Raw genomic sequence first — 17156 nt, 5'->3', positions numbered from 1 at the left:
TATTCCTGTTAACAACAGGAATACAGGCTTAATAACAATGCGGTTGTTGAAGGCTTGAGTTGGCTTTTGATCCGCTTGTTTGATAGTTAACTTACCGCCATTGCAGCGCTTAATTCAATGGCGGCAAGTTAAAGCCGGCGATAATCGAATTATTTTGATCTAAGCGCTAGCTTTATGCGTATAATTTTTTTTAACTAATTGAATTATATTCATGAAACGTACCTTATACTGGGTGAATAAAGATCTTCGTATCAATGACAACGCCGCGCTTAACTTAGCCAGTAAAAGTGATCGTCTGCTTTGTGTATATGTTGTTGATAAACAGTGCTTTGAAGTAAATAATTTTCAGTCAAAACCGTTAGGTGATATCAGGTGGCAATTTTTACAAGGCTGTTTAGATGATTTTAACGAGAGCTTATTAAAGCTTAGACAAGAGCTGTATATTGTTTATGGCGATACCTTATCGACCTTAACTCGGCTCTGTGAAAACTATCAAATTACTGATGTAATCACCACGAAATTACCCGGCACTTATGAAAATAGGCTTATTACTCAGCTTAATGAGCGCCTGCCTGAACTGACCATTAATCTGGTAGACCAATTTACTTTATTTACCGAAAACGCTTTGCCTTTTGAGCTAGAGCAATTGCCGGTCAGTTATTCTAAATTTCGCAAAAAAATGGCTGAAGTCATTATTTCCAAGCCAGTGCCAACTGTGCAATCACTGCCTAGCATGTTTGACACCCTACCAGCGCCAACTCGTTTTAAGCCTGAATGGCTCCCTAGTGTAAGTGCTATAAAGGCCAAGCAGGGCTTTAAGTTTGAAGGGGGTGAACAACAGGGCTTAAAGCATCTTAGGCAATATTTTTCATCAAATTCCCCCGCAGAGTATAAGCAAGTTAGAAATAATTTAGACGGTTGGGGAAATAGCAGCAAGCTATCGCCGTGGTTAAATGCTGGCTGTATTTCTGTGCGCCAAGTGATGAATTACCTGACTGATTTTGAACAGCAGCAGGGCAAAAACAGTTCCACCGAATGCCTGTATTTAGAATTACTGTGGCGAGAGTACTATCAATGGGTACATGGTAAGGTTGGCGCTAAAACCTACCAATTTAAAGGCCTAGCTAAAAATCCACCCCTAACAACATTCTATCCTGAACGCTTTAATAAATGGTGCTTAGGCAATACCCCTTATCCCTTGGTTAATGCCTTTATGCATGAGTTAAGACAAACCGGCTATTTAAGTAACCGAGGACGTCAAATTGTCGCCAGTTGCCTAGTGAATGAACTCAGTGTTGATTGGCGCTATGGTGCTGCCTGGTTTGAAGAGCAGTTAATTGATTACGACGCTGCGGTTAATTGGGGTAATTGGCAATACATCGCCGGCGTAGGTGTTGACCCTAGAGGCGGCAGACATTTCAATATTGAGAAACAAACCACACTTTATGACCCTAATGGTGATTACCAAGCTAAATGGATAGACGAAAGTCAGCAAAGTACTCAAGCCAATCAAGCATTAGACTCCGTAGATGCTTCAGATTGGCCGGTGCTACAGTAAACTAGAATGGCAACTGATCTCGTGGCAACTAATAACTTGGTAACTAATAGTCTGCCAGATAGCGCGGTCAATATTGTTTGGTTAAAGCGTGACCTGCGACTGAGCGATCATCAGCCGTTGAGCGAATCCATTCAGTCGGGTTTAACACTGCTGTATTACGTTTTTGAGCCTTTATTAATCGCAGACCCTCATTACGACGAACGACATTGGCGTTTTATTTGGCAATCAATTGAAGATATTAACGCCCAGCTCAGCGCTTTTAATGCCCAGGTTTATGTTTATTTTGGTGATGCGCTTGCCGGCCTTAATGAAATTCAGCAGCGTTTTAACATTACCGGTTTATTTAGCCATGAAGAAGTCGGCTTGTTGTCTACTTTTGAGCGCGATAAAGCGGTTAACAAATGGTGTAAAGCACACAACATTGTTTGGCATGAAAGTGCTTCAGGCGCGGTAAGTCGCGGTAAAAAAAATAGAAATAACTGGGACAAAGATTGGCGTAAGATCATGAAAGCTGAGTTATGTCAGCCAGCGCTATCTTGTAACACACTGGTCAATAAACAATGTTTAGAGCAGTTACCTGAGTTTATTTTACCTGTATCCTGGTCAACACCTGACGAGTTCATGTTAAAAGGTGGTGAGCTTTGGGCGCAAAAAATGCTGCAGTCATTTTTGAATAGCCGAGGTAAAAACTATCATTTTGACATATCCAAACCGCAGGCAAGTCGTAAAAGTTGTTCACGGTTATCGCCTTATTTAGCTTGGGGCAATATAAGCTTAAGGCAGTTCTATCAAACCATTTTAACGAAAAGACCTCAAAGCGGTTGGAAAAGACCGATAGATGCACTGGCATCTCGCCTGCATTGGCATTGCCATTTTATACAAAAATTTGAAAGCGAACATCAAATGCAGTGGCGTCCGGTAAATCGAGCTTACAGTGATTTTAGCTATCCTGAACTTCATTGTGGTTTGAGTATTGAAACGCGATTAAATAAATGGAAGACGGCGCAAACAGGCTATCCGTTAGTTGATGCTTGCATGCTTTGTTTAATAAAAACCGGTTATATCAACTTTCGCATGCGCGCCATGCTAGTCAGCTTTCTATGTCATCATTTACTGCTAGATTGGCGTTTAGGCGTGAGGTATTTAGCGAAACTATTTCTCGATTTTGAACCAGGCATTCACTATCCACAATTTCAAATGCAGTCAGGGGTAACCGGCACTAATATCATTCGGGTTTATAATCCAGTGAAACAGTCATTGGAAAAAGATAAAGATGGCCTATTTATTAGAACATGGTTGCCACAACTATCAGAGTTGCCGAATGAAATTATTCATACCCCTTGGCAATTATCGCCAATGGAGCAGCAGCTTTATCAATGTCAATTAGGCGAGACTTATCCTTTACCTATGGTCGATATCAATGAAACAGGGAAGATTGCCCGCGATTTACTCTGGGGTTTTAGAAAACGATTTGACAGTAAAAAAGAAAGTCAGCGCATTGTCGCTAAGCATGTTCGAGCGACTAAAAAACCGAAGAAAGCAAGCAAGCCTAAACCATTAGAAAAGTTAATATAATCAACGATGCATAAAAAATTATTCTTAGCCCATAAAAATTGTCTCACTTGTAAAAAAGATTTTCTATGGCGCAAAAAATGGCAAGCCAATTGGGCGCATGTGTTGTATTGCTCAGAGCGATGTCGGCGCAATAAAAACACGATTAATAGTGCACTTGATAGCGCTCAATCGAGAGTCAAAAAAAAGAGCTAAACTTAAATTAAGCAAAGTAAAGTAAAGCGCTAAAGCTTGGCTCTAGCCAGGGTTCAAATAAAGGTAAGGTAAATTCATGACGGCAAAACATCTCAGGCTTATATTGGGTGATCAACTCAACCCCATGCACACTTGGTTTGAACATATCGACGCTGATGTAGTTTATGTCATCGCTGAGCTTCACCAAGAGGCAAACTATACCAAACACCATGTGCAAAAAATAAGTGCATTTTTTGCTGCTATGGCTAATTTTGCTCAAGACCTTGAAAGTAAAGGCCATCGGGTTTGTTACCTGACCTTAGATGACAGTGCAGCATATCAAGATCTTCCACAGCTGATAAAAGCATTAGTTGCACGTTATGCTTGTCAAAGCTTTAGCTTTCAACGGCCTGACGAATACCGTTTACGGGCGCAATTAGCTGGCATGTCAGCGCAGTTAGCTTTACCTGTGGTTGAAGTTGACAGTGAACATTTTTTACTGCCCTTTGATGAGTTACCTAGTCATTTTAAAGCGGCAACGCACGTAAGAATGGAGAACTTTTATCGCCTGATGCGTAAGCGTTTTTCTATTTTGATGGCGGGCTTAAAGCCAGCAGGTGGTGCATGGAATTTTGACGCTAATAATCGTCAATCATTTAAGCAAGCTGATCTCAAACTTATCCCCAAGCCTTTGGTATTTGACAACTCAGCAGAGGAATACCTACAGCGTATAAAACAGCATAATATTAATACCATAGGGCATGAGTCGGCCAATGTGGCTTACCCCATTAATCGGCAACAGTCCTTAGTGTTACTGGATTATTTTTGTCAACATCAGCTGGCTAATTTTGGCAATTTTCAGGATGCAATGACGGTAGCTTCGCCCTACGCTTGGAGTTTATATCACTCGCGGCTAAGCTTTTCACTTAACTGTAAAATGCTCAGCCCCATGGAGGTAATTAACACCGCGCTTATCGCTTATCAAGACTCTGAGGGTAAGATCACGCTGGCGCAAATTGAAGGTTTTGTTCGGCAAATTCTAGGCTGGCGCGAATATGTCAGAGGCATGTATTGGGTTAATATGCCGAACTACGCAGAGCAGAATTTTTTAGGTGCTAAGCGCAACTTACCTGCTTTTTTCTGGAATGCGGACACTAAAATGCAGTGTTTAAAAAGCGCGATATCACAATCACTGGAGCATGCTTATGCCCACCATATTCAACGCTTAATGATCACAGGGAATTTTGCTTTGTTAGCCGGCATATCACCTAGCCAAGTTGATGACTGGTATTTAGGCATCTACATAGACGCGATTGAATGGGTAGAGCTACCCAATACTCGCAGTATGGCGCTTTTTGCTGACGGTGGTTGGATAGCAACAAAACCTTATGCGGCAAGCGGTAATTATGTCAATAAAATGAGTGACTATTGTAAAAACTGTCATTATAAAGTGAAAGAAAAAGTCAGCTCAAATGCTTGCCCATTAAATAGTTTATATTGGAACTTTATCGACCAAAACTATGACAAGTTTGCCGCAAACCATCGCATGAGCTTCCCTATTCGTAACTGGGATAAAGTTGATCCAGCGCAAAAAATTGCCATCAGAGAAAAAGCGGCCGAGTTACTAAATGATTTAGACAAGTTATAGATATACTTAGTAGCGGTGTTTTTCAAGGCAGTTGTAGCGTAAATTAAACGCTTTTTTCCACAACACCGTTTGACGATCTTTGTAGGTCGGACTTTAGTCCGTCAACCGTTAAACGGGCAATTAACGTGATGGAACACAATTTTTTTGTAGGTCGGACTTTAGTCCGTCAACCGTTAAGCGGGCAATTAACGCAATGGAACATAATTTCTTTGTAGGTCGGACTTTAGTCCGTCAACCGTTAAGCGGGCAATTAACGCAATGGAGCACAATTTTTTTGTAGGTCGGACTTTAGTCCGTCAACCGTTAAGCGGGCAATTAACGCAATGGAACACCATTTTTTGTAGGTCGGACTTTAGTCCGTCAACCGTTAAACGGACAATTAATGTCATGGGTTAACCAAATTTTGCAGCGAATATTATTCTGTTAAATAATTTCAATACCAAAAAAAGTTAAATTTCATTTAACCTGATGGACTAAAGTCCAACCTACATTTAAGCCCCATAGAAGCTGCGGGTAATCATATAGCGTTGGGCGATTTTTTTGTAGGTCGGACTTCAGTCCGCCAACCGTTAAGCGAGCGATTAACCTTTATTTTCACTCTGTACTTTTATTGTTTTTCACCTATCACATTGATTTATTTTAATATTGAAAGCAATGGGTAACACTAAAGTGATAAATTATCTTAAGTTCATCTGAGTGAATTTATATGAGTGAATGCAAAAACAGTCGCAACCAGTATCGCTTAGGCTTTATGCCAACGTAGAACAGGCAAAATAACTAACGGGGAATTGGTCTTTTCTTATCTGTTATCCGTATAGCTAGAAAACTTATTGACCAATGTTAGGATAGCTTTTATGGCATTTTTGATGGACGAAGAATCAAGAATTATAGAAATGGCCTGGGAAGACCGAACTCCCTTTGAAGCGATAGAGCATCAGTTCAACTTACGAGAGCCCGAAGTAATCAAATTTATGCGTAGTCACTTAAAGCCAAAAAGCTTTAGGTTATGGCGTAAAAGGGTGGGTGGTCGTGCGACAAAACACCTGCAACTTCGAAGTGACGATGTAACAAGAGGTTACTGCCCAACACAATACAAGCAGCGTTGATGCAGAAAAATCTAAGGCTTAATGATGCTAGTATAGCTTAAAGACGGTTTTACTTTGGGTAGCTAAGTAAATACTTAGGTTACAATGATAGGTTATCTAGCGACCTAAAAAGTTATTCATTAAGCCCTAAAATATTACAGCATTAAAAAATTAATTAAGCACCAAACACTCAATACTAAGGATCAGTAACGACTATGGAACAGTGGTTAAATAGTTTTTAAACAGTGTTGGTTTCTGCCATTTTCTTTTGCTTCATATAAATATTCGTCAGCTATTTTAACCAGTTTATCACTAGAAATTTTAGTGTTGCCCGATTTTAGAATGGCGCCGATAGAGACAGACACTTTAATTGCCTTGTCATTATGATTTAAATTAAGACTTGCCACATCTGTGACTATTTCTAAACAGGTCTCTTCAAGTTTTGCTCTATTTACCCCATAAAGAATCACTGCAAATTCATCGCCGCCTATGCGAAAGCCAATGTCTTCAGTACGACGACATTTGTTCTTTATGACGCGAGCTAGCTTTTTTAAAACCTCATCACCCATGCTATGTCCGCAAGAGTCGTTAACTATTTTAAAATAATCTGCATCAATAAAAATTAAACCTAGGGCCGCATTGTCACGCACGGCAATTGCATTTAATCTTACTATTTGTTCTTGAAATGATCTTCTGTTGTTGAGTTTTGTTAATCCGTCTGTGATCGACTCGTTGTAAAGGCGATTGATTAATAAATAATTTTTATAGAGCGTTTTTTGGCCAGTTAGATTAACCATAAGACAAATACATGCAACAACAATAAAAATTATCAGCATGAATATTAAGTCGGTTAATGGGTGGCTTAAGTGAATATTTACCGCTGTAAATACGCCGAGAATAATCACAGTGGCTATGGCTGCAGGTTTGATCGGCAGCACCATAAGTAAACAGCCAAACATTATAATGAGCACTAAACCAAGCTGAGGAAATGAAAAACCATTTATGTCAGAAAGATAATAGATCAAGCTGTGATTTAAGCCCACTACCAAGTAGATAAACAACATTAATAATATGTTTGAACGTATCGTTATCGGGGGCTTGAACCAATAAATGAAATTTAAATACAATAAGGGCAGTATCACTAAAACTAGTCTAGATGTTAGTGTTAACAGGTATATTTCACTGGGAAATTTAACTACATCCATAATCGAAAATGCTAGGTATAAGAGCAATCCGGCGATTAAAGCCCCACGCCTAACGTTTAAGCATTGCGACATCAAAAAATGGGAGAACTTCTCTCTATTATCAGTCTGCTTGTTATTATTCGGAACTGCTGTATTCATATAATATTAACTTTAATCAATATCCATATTGCATAGTTTTTTTTATTGCGAAAAAATCAACCATGTAATAACTTCGAAGATTTAAAAAAAGAATAATATTATAATTATACTTTTTTAAATACATTACAATTTGTAACACTTTTATTGCGAGGGTGCAATTTAATGGCATTATAAAACTATGTTTCTAAAGTAGCCAAGTATTATCTACATAGTGTTAAGTTTTTCTAAGCCTTAATGAATGCTAATACAGAGTCAGGCTAGTAGTTAACTTATTATTAACAGCTCAGCCATTTTAGAAATCACTTATTTAACTATTCAGTAGAGCTGCGTAGTGTTATTTAACTTGCCTTGCTGTCGTTTTTTCGCGGCTAAATCCGTTTGAAATAGTAACTTAACAATGCACTGGAATAAGGCAGATATAAAACTATTGGCGTGAATTTAAATTTGTGGCCAAAACTAGTCGGCGATAAACATCAATTAACTATATTACAAACATCATTAGTCAATGGCTGAAAAGTAATGCAAACTAGCAAACAACTCAAGCGAACTAGTTAATTGCTAGCTTATTTTCATTTCGTAGCATATTTTAGTCAACATAATCAGTCCATTAATTGGGCATATACTTCCTCTGGATAGATATTATGAATTTAGATAAATCAACAAAACGTATAGCAAAAAAAGTTAAGGCAGGTTTTCAGGGCTACCCTCAAATTACCTTGGCATATTTTGGCGAAGCTGAAGATTGTGCAACACAAGTAGTGGTTAGTTTTATGTTAGAAGCCGGTGCTGATGCTCAGGAAGAACGTTTTTCTAGCAAAAGTGACATCAGAAAAGACGAAACTATTCAAACGACTATAGTAAAAGTTATTGAACGGGCAGAGGCAAAAACGGTTATAGAAGTGGCGGGTGTGGCAAAAATTAAATAACAGCAGTTAATTATGCCAACTGTTCGCTAGGGTGATATTGCTAAAAGTACTACTCGTACTTAGTGCTCAGTAATCGGTTAGAGCTCATTTATAGCTAAATTATTGCTAAGTTAAAGCTAAGTTATAACAGCACAAGTTAGCCTATATCAGCGCTGCAGGCAGCTTATAGACAAAACAATAAAACCCAGCACAAACACAACAACTATCTCACTATCATCAAAACAGTTTGTTGTGTGTAATGGCAAGAGTTTTAGCCTTTTAGGTTAAACCTATTGGTTGCAAGTTAATGGCTGCGATAGCCGTTAAAGTAGTCGTTTTTAGTGTTTAGGCTTTTACTTAAAAAATTCTTTGCCACAGGTCAATTTTTTATGGCGGCGTCGGTAGTGATTTAGCCAGCATTTATCGCTATAAATGCTGGCTAGGCTTTAGTATATCGAGCTTGAGCATCCGCTGCATGGTCTTTAACATCAATTTATCAAGATTACGCCAGATCAGGTTATTTAGTGAGATAATGATGATTATGTTATTATCTTGACTAATTGCCTTATTGAACATTTAATCATTATATTGCCATGACAAATCTTGCCCCTTGCTTTACGTTATTCTCCCAAGCTGTTGACTCTATAACGCTGCCAGAAAAGTTTACTTTCCCCTTTTATTACCAACCACAACCGTTAGCAGTCAAAGCCGTTGAGCAGTTACAGCAACAGCTTGAAATGCTGCCACAATGGCTGGAGAAAACAGTATTAAATGCGTCAGTTGAATCACATAAAACCAATGCTGGAAAAATGTTTGGTGTGTTGGTTGTGCAAAACAACCAGCAAGAGTTAGGCTTTTTAAGTGCTTATTCTGGGCAACTTGAGGACAACACGGCGGATATTAACTTTGTGCCCGCGGTGTCTAATATGCAATGGCAAGACGCTGCCTTTTTGGCAGAAAATCGTATTATCAATAATATTAATGCCGAAATTGAGCAGTTAGCGCATAGCGAGCCGCTGAGTGTTATTAATAACCAACTGAGCGCGGCAACAGCAAGTTATCAGCAAGAGTTAATAGCGCAGCAAAGTTTAATGGTAGCGAGTCGTCTGCAAAGAAAACAACAACGCAGCGAAGCTATTGATCGACTCGCGGAGCACGACTTTGAACAGTTAAAAGCAAATTTAGCTGGGCAAAGCATTCAAGAAAAAAAGCAACTGCAAGCGCTAAAGCAATCTTGGCAAGACCAACTCGACTTATTGCAGCAAGCATTAGCGAGTATTACCAGTGAAATTAACAAGTTAAAAAAACTGAGAAAATCACGCTCGAAAAATTTACAGAAAAAACTTTTTGCTCAGTACCAATTTCTCAATGCTAAGGGCGAGGCTAAAGACTTAAATGCCATTTTTGCTGAGCTACCTGATCATACTCCACCGGCTGGCGCGGGTGATTGCGCTGGGCCTAAACTATTACAATATGCTTATCAACATAACTTAAAACCACTCGCTATGGCTGAGTTTTGGTGGGGCGCTGCGCCAAAATCGGCTATTAGACAACACAAAAATTATTATCCGTCTTGTTACAGTAAATGTCAGCCCATTCTGACCCATATGCTGCAAGGTTTACAAGTTGATGATAATCCGCTGCTGATCAACCCTGCACTGGGTAAAGATCTAGCCATTGTTTATCAAGACGCAGATATGTTAGTGGTTAATAAGCCGGCCGAATTTTTGTCAGTGCCAGGGAGAAACATTGAAGACTCGGTTTATTCACGTATTAAAAGTCAATTCCCACAGGCCTCTGGGCCAATTATTGTCCATCGTTTAGATATGTCGACCTCAGGTTTGTTAATTATTGCTCTTAATAAAGTAGCCCATAAAGCGCTGCAAAAACAGTTTATTGAACGCACCATAGAAAAACGCTATGTCGCTTTGGTTGATGGAAATATTGTTGCAGAAAGTGGCAGTATTGACTTACCACTGACCTTAGATTTTGATGATAAACCACGGCAAATGGTTTGTTATCAACACGGCAAACACGCGCTAACCACATGGCGAGTACTTGAACGAAAAAATAACACCACACGACTGCACTTGTTCCCTAAAACTGGGCGAACGCATCAACTTAGAGTGCATTGTGCTCATAAAATGGGCTTGAATATGCCAATCGTTGGCGATGACCATTATGGTTTAAAAGCAAATCGCTTACATTTACATGCCGAGTATTTGTCATTTTGTCATCCCATTAATGAGACCAAGCTAGTGTTTGAAGTCGCGGCTGATTTTTAGTGATAAATTTGGTATAAACTCCGAGTTTGATCACTGACTAATAAAAGCTAATTAGTCTATAAATCAATAACAGTTAAGTCATAGGATTTGGCTCTATTGGCTTAAATCGTATGGCTGTTAAGCAATTAAGCTGAATTGGCCTAAGCTACAATTCAGCTTAATCGCTTGCTCATGATAGCGATTAAATAACAGATATCAGATCATATTTTGTATACTTAAGATAAAACACAAGACCTACGGAAAATTTTTATAAGCCAAATTTCTGCGCACAACAAGTTCACAAACGAAACGGTTATTACTTGATTTTTAGGGGGGGTTAGAGTTTTTTACCTAGCCTTTTTTCAATTTGTTTCTTTTCCCAATTAGCACCAAAAAAGCTATATAGCTCAAAGACACTAATGCCGTGAGATATTAGCCCTACACCCCAGCCAAACGCCGCCCACCAAGCCCAATAATACCCAGGGCTAGTTAAAAAATTAACTAAAAATAAAGCGAGAATTATCACCGTATAATTAATCAGGTGACTGTAAAATCCTTTAATGTCTCTAACATGATCGATAATACGACTTTCTTCTGCGCTATAGTTGTCTGAGCTATTCATATTTTCTTTCTCCAGCAATTCATCAAGTTCAATTTCAAAAACAGCAGCAAGAGATTTTAGTGATTCCAAGCCTGCTTTTTGGCCTCGTTCAATGCGTTGGATAGTGCTTATATTTAAGCCACTGAACTGGGCTAGTTGCTCTTGAGACCATGCTCGTTTAAGTCTTAACTTTCGAACCATCATTTACTTCTCCTTGTAACTGTTCGGATTGAATTATTCATTACTAGATAAATTTTTACTACGACTTTTACCCGACAACTTACTGACAGTACTTAAAATTCAATGAGTTATGTCTGCTGTGTCTTTTATGTTGTTGGTTGATTAGTTTATGAATAAATATTAATGTCCTTCAGTAGTTCGGCCGCATCGTCAAATTCATAAACTTCAATTTTTGCCCTAATGTCTTTTAGTGCTTGGTGATAGCTTTGCTGTTGGCTCATTGCTAGCAAGGTATGAATGCTATCAATAGCGGCAACATCACAATGTTCTACATCAATAATCAATTGCGCCATAAGTGCTTTGCAGGCTGACACATTGAACTTTATATCAGCAGGCTCTTGATGCTCTAGCTGTGCTAGCGCAAGTTCAATACGACTAAGTTCATCTTGGCACTGTGTTAACAGTAGTGGTTTTATATCACGCTGGATAGCGTTGTTTTCTAGCTGCTGGCAAAGCGCGTAAAGTGCTGTTGCGCCAATATTGCCAGCGACACCTTTTAAGGTATGTGCCAGTAATTCTATTTGAGCAAAGTCATGGTTGTTTAATGCCACGGAAATGGGTGCCATAGCATTTGCATAGTTAGTTTTAAATTTAAGCAATAAGCGTAGATACAAGTCGTGATTATTTTGCGCTATCGCTAAACCTGCTTTTATGTCGATGCCGTCGAGTTCAGGAATAGCCATTTGCTGATTTTTATCAGCTAATGGCTGAGCTCTATCGTCTGTTGTCCTCGCTATTTTATCTAACGTATTGGCATTATTTGTATTATTTGTACTCTTGGGTCTCACCCACTTTGTCAATTTGACAAATAGTTCATCGGTATTGATGGGTTTGCCAATATGTTCATTCATGCCTGAGTCTAAGGCTTTTTGACGATCGCCCGCCATGACATTAGCGGTCATCGCTATGATAGGTAAATCGATAAATCGTGGGTCTTGACGTAATTCTCGTGTGGTGGTGTAGCCGTCTTTAATGGGCATTTGGCAGTCCATCAACACACAGTCAAAGTGTTGATGGTTAAGGCGGTCTATGGCTTCTTGGCCGTTATTGGAGACCACCACTTCAATACCATGATGCGTTAATAACTCAGTCGCTAATTCTTGATTTATTTCATTATCTTCTACCAGTAATATTCTTGCACCCTGAAGTGTATTTATGGCCAAGGGGACTTCACGCAGGGAAGCATTATATGGCTCACTACGCAGGTTTTCCTGAGCCAAAGCTAGCAATAAACTGTCGAGTAAATTAGACGAGGTTATGGGTTTACAAAGTGTGGAGTATTGCTCATTACCTTTAAGTGCAAGCTCCGACATTTTTTGCTTGTTAGGGAGAATATGTAATATCGGCAAACCTATGCTAGCAGCGAGTATTAAGCCCAAGTCGTTACAGTGTTGATTGTCACTGCAATTGATCAGGTCGAATATTATGACATCAAAAACCTTGTTCTTGTTTTTTAGCTCTGGCAGCGCTTCGGCGACAGAGTTAAAATTTTCGACGATAAAGCCCGAAGACGTTAACATCCGCTGTAAAATAGTTTTATAGATTTTATTGTCGGTGATTAAAGCGATGGTTAAACCTTCAACTGAGGTTAAATTAGTTTTTTTAGCTTTTATCTCTTCCGATGACTGGCTTTGGTAGCTAAGGGTAAAATGAAATTGACTGCCCTTATCTTCTTCGCTTTCTAACCATATTTCACCACCCAATAATTCAACAAGGCGCTTGCAAATCGCTAATCCTAAACCGGTTCCGCCATATTTTCGTGTTGTTGAGGCGTCTGCCTGACTGAAGGATTGAAACAATTTTTTTTGTTGCTGCGCACTCATCCCTATGCCGGTGTCACAAATAGAGAATTTTAAGGTGACGTTATCGTCACGCTTATTGAGGCATGAAACGTGAATTTTTATTTGCCCTTGTTCGGTGAACTTAGCGGCATTACTGCCAAGGTTAGTTAATATTTGGCTCAGGCGCAGTGGGTCACCAATAAGGTTAATGGGGACGGTATTTTCAACATCAAAAATCAACTCAGTTTGTGTCTCGTTCAGCTTATCGACTAACATCATACTGAGGTTATCAAGTATATCATCTAAGCAAAACGGGATAGATTCAATGTCGAGTTTATTGGCTTCAATTTTTGAAAAGTCTAAAATATCATTAACGATACCTAGCAAAGATTCTGCTGCGAGATTGACCTTGGCAATATGATTTTTTTGTTCGGGTGTTAAATCGGTTTTCAATGCTAACGCCGACATACCAATAATAGCGTTCATTGGTGTGCGTATTTCATGCGACATATTGGCTAAGAAATTTGATTTAGCTTTAACCGCTTCTTCTGCTAATGCTTTGGCATGAGCCAATGTTTGCTCGGCCATTTTTTGTTCACTGATATCAACAAAGGTACCTAATAACCCGCCAGCGCAACCATCAGCTTTGGCAAAGCTTTTTACCCAATACATGGTGGTATGTTCTAAGCCATCAGCGTAAACCAGCGGTATTTCTTTTCGCACCATGCCCATTGAGTCAATAACTGCCTTGTCTTCTGTTTGGTAGGCTTTTCGGTCTGCTAATGGCAAATAGGCGAGGTCTAGTACGGTTTTACCAATAATATCCGCTCTTTTAACATTAAAGGTTTGTTCATAGGCTTTGTTAACGTTAGTAAATTTCAAGTCAGGGTCTTTAACAAAAATCGGGTATGGAATGGTATCAGCCAGTGCTTGTTGGAAAAGCAGATGCTCAGCCAATGCCGCGTCACGGTTTTTGCGTTTGGTGATGTCTCGAATAATGGCAACAATAAAGCGATCATTATGAATATCAACGGCGCTGACGGTGACTTCTGCAGAGAATTCACTACCGTTTTTACGTCTACCGTTAAGCTCGATGAGCTTTTTCTCTAGGGTAGGTTCGTGCAGTAAGTGGTGAAAAATATGTAAGCTTGTTTCTTCTGGTAATAATCGCTCAATTTTTTCGCCAATAAGCTCAGCTTTTTCGTAGCCAAACATGCTTAATACTTGCGAGTTAACAATGCTGTGCTCTCGATGTTTATCTAACATCAATATGGCATCAGGTGCTGACTCCATTAAGGCGGCAAATTGTGCTTTGGCGGCATTTTTTTGCGTCACATCGATTAAGGTTAACCGCACTTCGGTTAATTTATTATCGTCATCATAAACCGGCAGGGCAGACATCATAGTGTCGATAGTTTTCTTGTCATTTATTTTTACTGGCACTTCACACTCTAAAAGCCGAGATTTAGTCTGAAATATTTGGTGCACGTAATGAGCTGGCACAACAAAGCTTTGCCAATTTAAGGAGGAAAACGTGCCTCTTGGGCGTTTAAACATTTGTGCGAAGACAAAATTGTGTTTAATAAACTCGCCTTGAGCGTTTAAGGTCGCATAAGCCACTGGCGCATGTTCATATAACTGCCACATTGCACGTTCGCGTTGATGTAATTCAGCGGTACGTTGTGCAACAAGTTGCTCTAATTCTGCTTTCGAGTGGCGCATATATTTTGTTGAACGTTGGCCAACCGTGAGTGTAAATACGTTAGACGTTAAGGTTAATAGTAAGGTAATAACAGCAATTAACATCAATTCATTACGCAGTGAACTTACGCCCCCCATGGCTTCATCTGCATTAATTTCGGTTGCAATACCAAAGCCGTACTGATTGTTCCATAACCAAGCACCATAAACGGTGACACCGCGATAGTCGTTATACCCCAAGACATTACTGGCAATTTTATGATCTGTGATCAAGCTAATGTTGTCTGAACGGGCATTATTGATCAATTGGTTTGCCATAAAAGTAAAGGGTAATTGCTGGCTGTTAATCACGGCATCAGGGTTTTTCATGACATTAATCTGTGGGTCTTTAAGTGTGATCACTTGCTTGTTTTTGTTGTGTTCTTGAAAATAGTTTAGTGATGATAATTCAGCATCAAAGCGACTTTTTGAGAGCATTTGGCCTAATCGACTGACTAAGTAGCTTTCGCCTGAGGCGCCAATGCGACCTTGCTGTATAATAGTAGAGATTTGGCCACTGACTTGAATGCTAATGGATAATGCCGCAATAACCTGATCTTTTTCATCGAGGATCGGCGTGATCATATACATATTGTATTGATCTATCGTGTTGGCCGAATGGCTAAGTGAGTGCTTAACACCAGAGTTTATTGAAGGCACAAAACGACTTTTTCCAGCAAAAACAGCAGTGATAATCTCGGGGTGTTGTTGGGCTATTAGGTTAGTTTTACCTAGGCGGTCATTGTCATCAGCGCTAATGTTGATGAAGTCTTGATTAATAACTGAAAAACCTTGGTTTTCAAGACTCGTTTGGCGCAAGTATTGGCGAATATTTTGCTGTGATTTTGTTTTGATGAGTGTGTCGTTTAACTGGGATTGCAACAGTAAGCTTTTAGTGAGATTAACTAATGTGTCATCTTTAGCTATTTGTTTTAATAGGTTTTCTTGCTCACTTAGCCAATCATTGAGTCTATTTTTTGTTGCTTCAACGACAAATTCAAGATTTTTTTTGATATTGGCTTGGCTGATTTTTTCATTGTCTTGCAAGGATAAGTAAATAACACTAAAAATAATGGCGATATTTAATATCGATACGGTATGGACGATAAAGGGGAATTTTTTTGATGCCATAAAGGAGGCTAGGTGTTGTTGACTAACTAATCTTGGTAGCAGCAGTGTTGAAAAAATTAATAACAGTGAAATTATTACCATCACAATAATTAATGACGTACTGCTATTAATGGCAAGTTGTTTAGGAGCAAAGCTGCTTAAGGCGTCTTCTAGTAATAGATTGGTGGGGATGAAAGGCTTATCTATCATGCCCAGTTGATAATAAATCTCAGCTATTTTTTCCATGCGGGTGCGGGCGATTGAGCCAAGAGGAATAAATTTAGCTAAAATTATTTTACTAATTTCGTCAGCTTCAAAAGCTAAGTGGCGATAAGACTTGTTTTGGCTATTATATTTTTCTGCAATTAATTTAATGATTTCTGCTTTATGATTGAGCGCATATTGCCAACCTTTTATGGTTGCTTGACGCATTGCTTGTACACGTTGAGGGTTGTTTTTTACCTCTGACTCACTGGTGAAAAGATTGTCGCCATAAAAATCAATACCGTAGTCTCTTGGGCTAATGGTTAATATATCAATATTTGCTTGGTCAAATTCAAAGGGCTCATTAGTGTCATAAATTAAAATAGCATCGGTTTTACCGGTAATTAACGCTGAAAATCTGTCACTTTGTTCTTGCCAAGTAAAGGCTGACATATCTTGTTCTGCTTGCATAAGCATGGCAGTAATAGGGGCAAAATTTTTCAATCTTGTATCTATCATGATGCGCTTACCAATCAGATCAAATGGACGGGCAATGCGAGAAGATCTTAATGTGGCGATAGTGGCCGGTGAATGTTGAAATATTTGTGCGACAATAACAACAGGTTTGCCATTATTTTTGGCGACAATTAAACTTGAGTCATTGATGCCATAATCGGCCCTGCCGTCGATGACATAATCTTCAATGGGGCTTGAACCTTTGAATTCTCTTAACTCTACCTCTAAGCCCAATGCTCGATAAAAACCTTGTTCTTTTGCTGCGTAATAGCCGGCATATTGAAATTGATGCAGCCAGTTGAGCTGAATAGAAACTTTATCAAGTTCTTGCCCTAAACCTTGGCCACTAAAAATTAAAGATAAAGTACAGACTATGGTGATTAAGCTGTTTTTAATGCTGAAAAAATTTAACATA

The 17156-nt window shown here is 39.1% G+C and carries 10 protein-coding genes; 7 read left to right on the top strand and 3 right to left on the bottom strand.

From position 1 onward, the window contains the following. The first annotated feature begins 211 nt into the window (after nucleotides 1-211). The 5 genes from H4J61_RS07460 (at nucleotide 212) to H4J61_RS07440 (ending at nucleotide 6058) form a co-directional block, all read left to right on the top strand. Nucleotides 212-1558 (top strand): DASH family cryptochrome, encoded by a 1347-nt coding sequence (locus H4J61_RS07460; protein ID WP_182184561.1) that lies wholly within the window; start codon nucleotides 212-214, stop codon nucleotides 1556-1558. Nucleotides 1559-1564: 6 nt separating this feature from the next. Continuing rightward, complete coding sequence (locus H4J61_RS07455; protein WP_182184560.1) at nucleotides 1565-3133, top strand: cryptochrome/deoxyribodipyrimidine photo-lyase family protein; 1569 nt, start codon at nucleotides 1565-1567, stop codon at nucleotides 3131-3133. A 6-nt stretch (nucleotides 3134-3139) separates the two neighbouring features. Next, complete coding sequence (locus H4J61_RS07450; protein WP_182184559.1) at nucleotides 3140-3325, top strand: DUF2256 domain-containing protein; 186 nt, start codon at nucleotides 3140-3142, stop codon at nucleotides 3323-3325. A gap of 76 nt (nucleotides 3326-3401) precedes the next feature. After that, nucleotides 3402-4952 (top strand): cryptochrome/photolyase family protein, encoded by a 1551-nt coding sequence (locus H4J61_RS07445; RefSeq protein WP_182184558.1) that lies wholly within the window; start codon nucleotides 3402-3404, stop codon nucleotides 4950-4952. An 854-nt stretch (nucleotides 4953-5806) separates the two neighbouring features. Continuing rightward, the gene (locus H4J61_RS07440) at nucleotides 5807-6058 is read left to right on the top strand and encodes a TIGR03643 family protein (RefSeq protein WP_146879395.1); all 252 of its coding nucleotides are present in this window, start codon (nucleotides 5807-5809) and stop codon (nucleotides 6056-6058) included. A gap of 206 nt (nucleotides 6059-6264) precedes the next feature. Here H4J61_RS07440 and H4J61_RS07435 read toward each other — a convergent pair whose 3' ends face one another. Beyond that, nucleotides 6265-7101: a GGDEF domain-containing protein gene (locus H4J61_RS07435; RefSeq protein WP_182184557.1), complete on the bottom strand. Its 837-nt coding sequence runs from the start codon at nucleotides 7099-7101 to the stop codon at nucleotides 6265-6267. 920 nt (nucleotides 7102-8021) lie between these two features. Between H4J61_RS07435 and H4J61_RS07430 the strand changes: the two genes are divergently transcribed. Further along, nucleotides 8022-8306 (top strand): hypothetical protein, encoded by a 285-nt coding sequence (locus H4J61_RS07430; RefSeq protein WP_182184556.1) that lies wholly within the window; start codon nucleotides 8022-8024, stop codon nucleotides 8304-8306. A 572-nt stretch (nucleotides 8307-8878) separates the two neighbouring features. Further along, on the top strand, nucleotides 8879-10570 hold the full coding sequence (locus H4J61_RS07425; RefSeq protein WP_182184555.1) for an RluA family pseudouridine synthase: 1692 nt from the start codon (nucleotides 8879-8881) through the stop codon (nucleotides 10568-10570). A gap of 316 nt (nucleotides 10571-10886) precedes the next feature. Here H4J61_RS07425 and H4J61_RS07420 read toward each other — a convergent pair whose 3' ends face one another. Together H4J61_RS07420 and H4J61_RS07415 are read right to left on the bottom strand one after the other, a co-directional pair. Continuing rightward, on the bottom strand, nucleotides 10887-11354 hold the full coding sequence (locus H4J61_RS07420; protein WP_182184554.1) for a 2TM domain-containing protein: 468 nt from the start codon (nucleotides 11352-11354) through the stop codon (nucleotides 10887-10889). A gap of 143 nt (nucleotides 11355-11497) precedes the next feature. Continuing rightward, nucleotides 11498-17155: an ABC transporter substrate-binding protein gene (locus tag H4J61_RS07415; RefSeq protein ID WP_182184553.1), complete on the bottom strand. Its 5658-nt coding sequence runs from the start codon at nucleotides 17153-17155 to the stop codon at nucleotides 11498-11500. Between the last annotated feature and the right edge of the window lies 1 nt (nucleotide 17156).

Origin of the sequence: Colwellia sp. MB3u-4, from assembly GCF_014077065.1 — a bacterium.
Lineage (GTDB): Bacteria > Pseudomonadota > Gammaproteobacteria > Enterobacterales > Alteromonadaceae > Cognaticolwellia.
This window is presented reverse-complemented; position numbering and strand designations above follow the sequence as displayed.

Excerpts from the sequence above, each read along its gene's own strand:
- H4J61_RS07460 (WP_182184561.1), top strand. The coding sequence starts at position 212 with ATGAAACGTACCTTATACTGGGTGAATAAAGATCTTCGTATCAATGAC.
- H4J61_RS07455 (WP_182184560.1), top strand. The coding sequence starts at position 1,565 with ATGGCAACTGATCTCGTGGCAACTAATAACTTGGTAACTAATAGTCTG.
- H4J61_RS07450 (WP_182184559.1), top strand. The coding sequence starts at position 3,140 with ATGCATAAAAAATTATTCTTAGCCCATAAAAATTGTCTCACTTGTAAA.
- H4J61_RS07445 (WP_182184558.1), top strand. The coding sequence starts at position 3,402 with ATGACGGCAAAACATCTCAGGCTTATATTGGGTGATCAACTCAACCCC.
- H4J61_RS07440 (WP_146879395.1), top strand. The coding sequence starts at position 5,807 with ATGGCATTTTTGATGGACGAAGAATCAAGAATTATAGAAATGGCCTGG.
- H4J61_RS07435 (WP_182184557.1), bottom strand. The coding sequence starts at position 7,101 with ATGTTGTTTATCTACTTGGTAGTGGGCTTAAATCACAGCTTGATCTAT.
- H4J61_RS07430 (WP_182184556.1), top strand. The coding sequence starts at position 8,022 with ATGAATTTAGATAAATCAACAAAACGTATAGCAAAAAAAGTTAAGGCA.
- H4J61_RS07425 (WP_182184555.1), top strand. The coding sequence starts at position 8,879 with ATGACAAATCTTGCCCCTTGCTTTACGTTATTCTCCCAAGCTGTTGAC.
- H4J61_RS07420 (WP_182184554.1), bottom strand. The coding sequence starts at position 11,354 with ATGATGGTTCGAAAGTTAAGACTTAAACGAGCATGGTCTCAAGAGCAA.
- H4J61_RS07415 (WP_182184553.1), bottom strand. The coding sequence starts at position 17,155 with ATGTTAAATTTTTTCAGCATTAAAAACAGCTTAATCACCATAGTCTGT.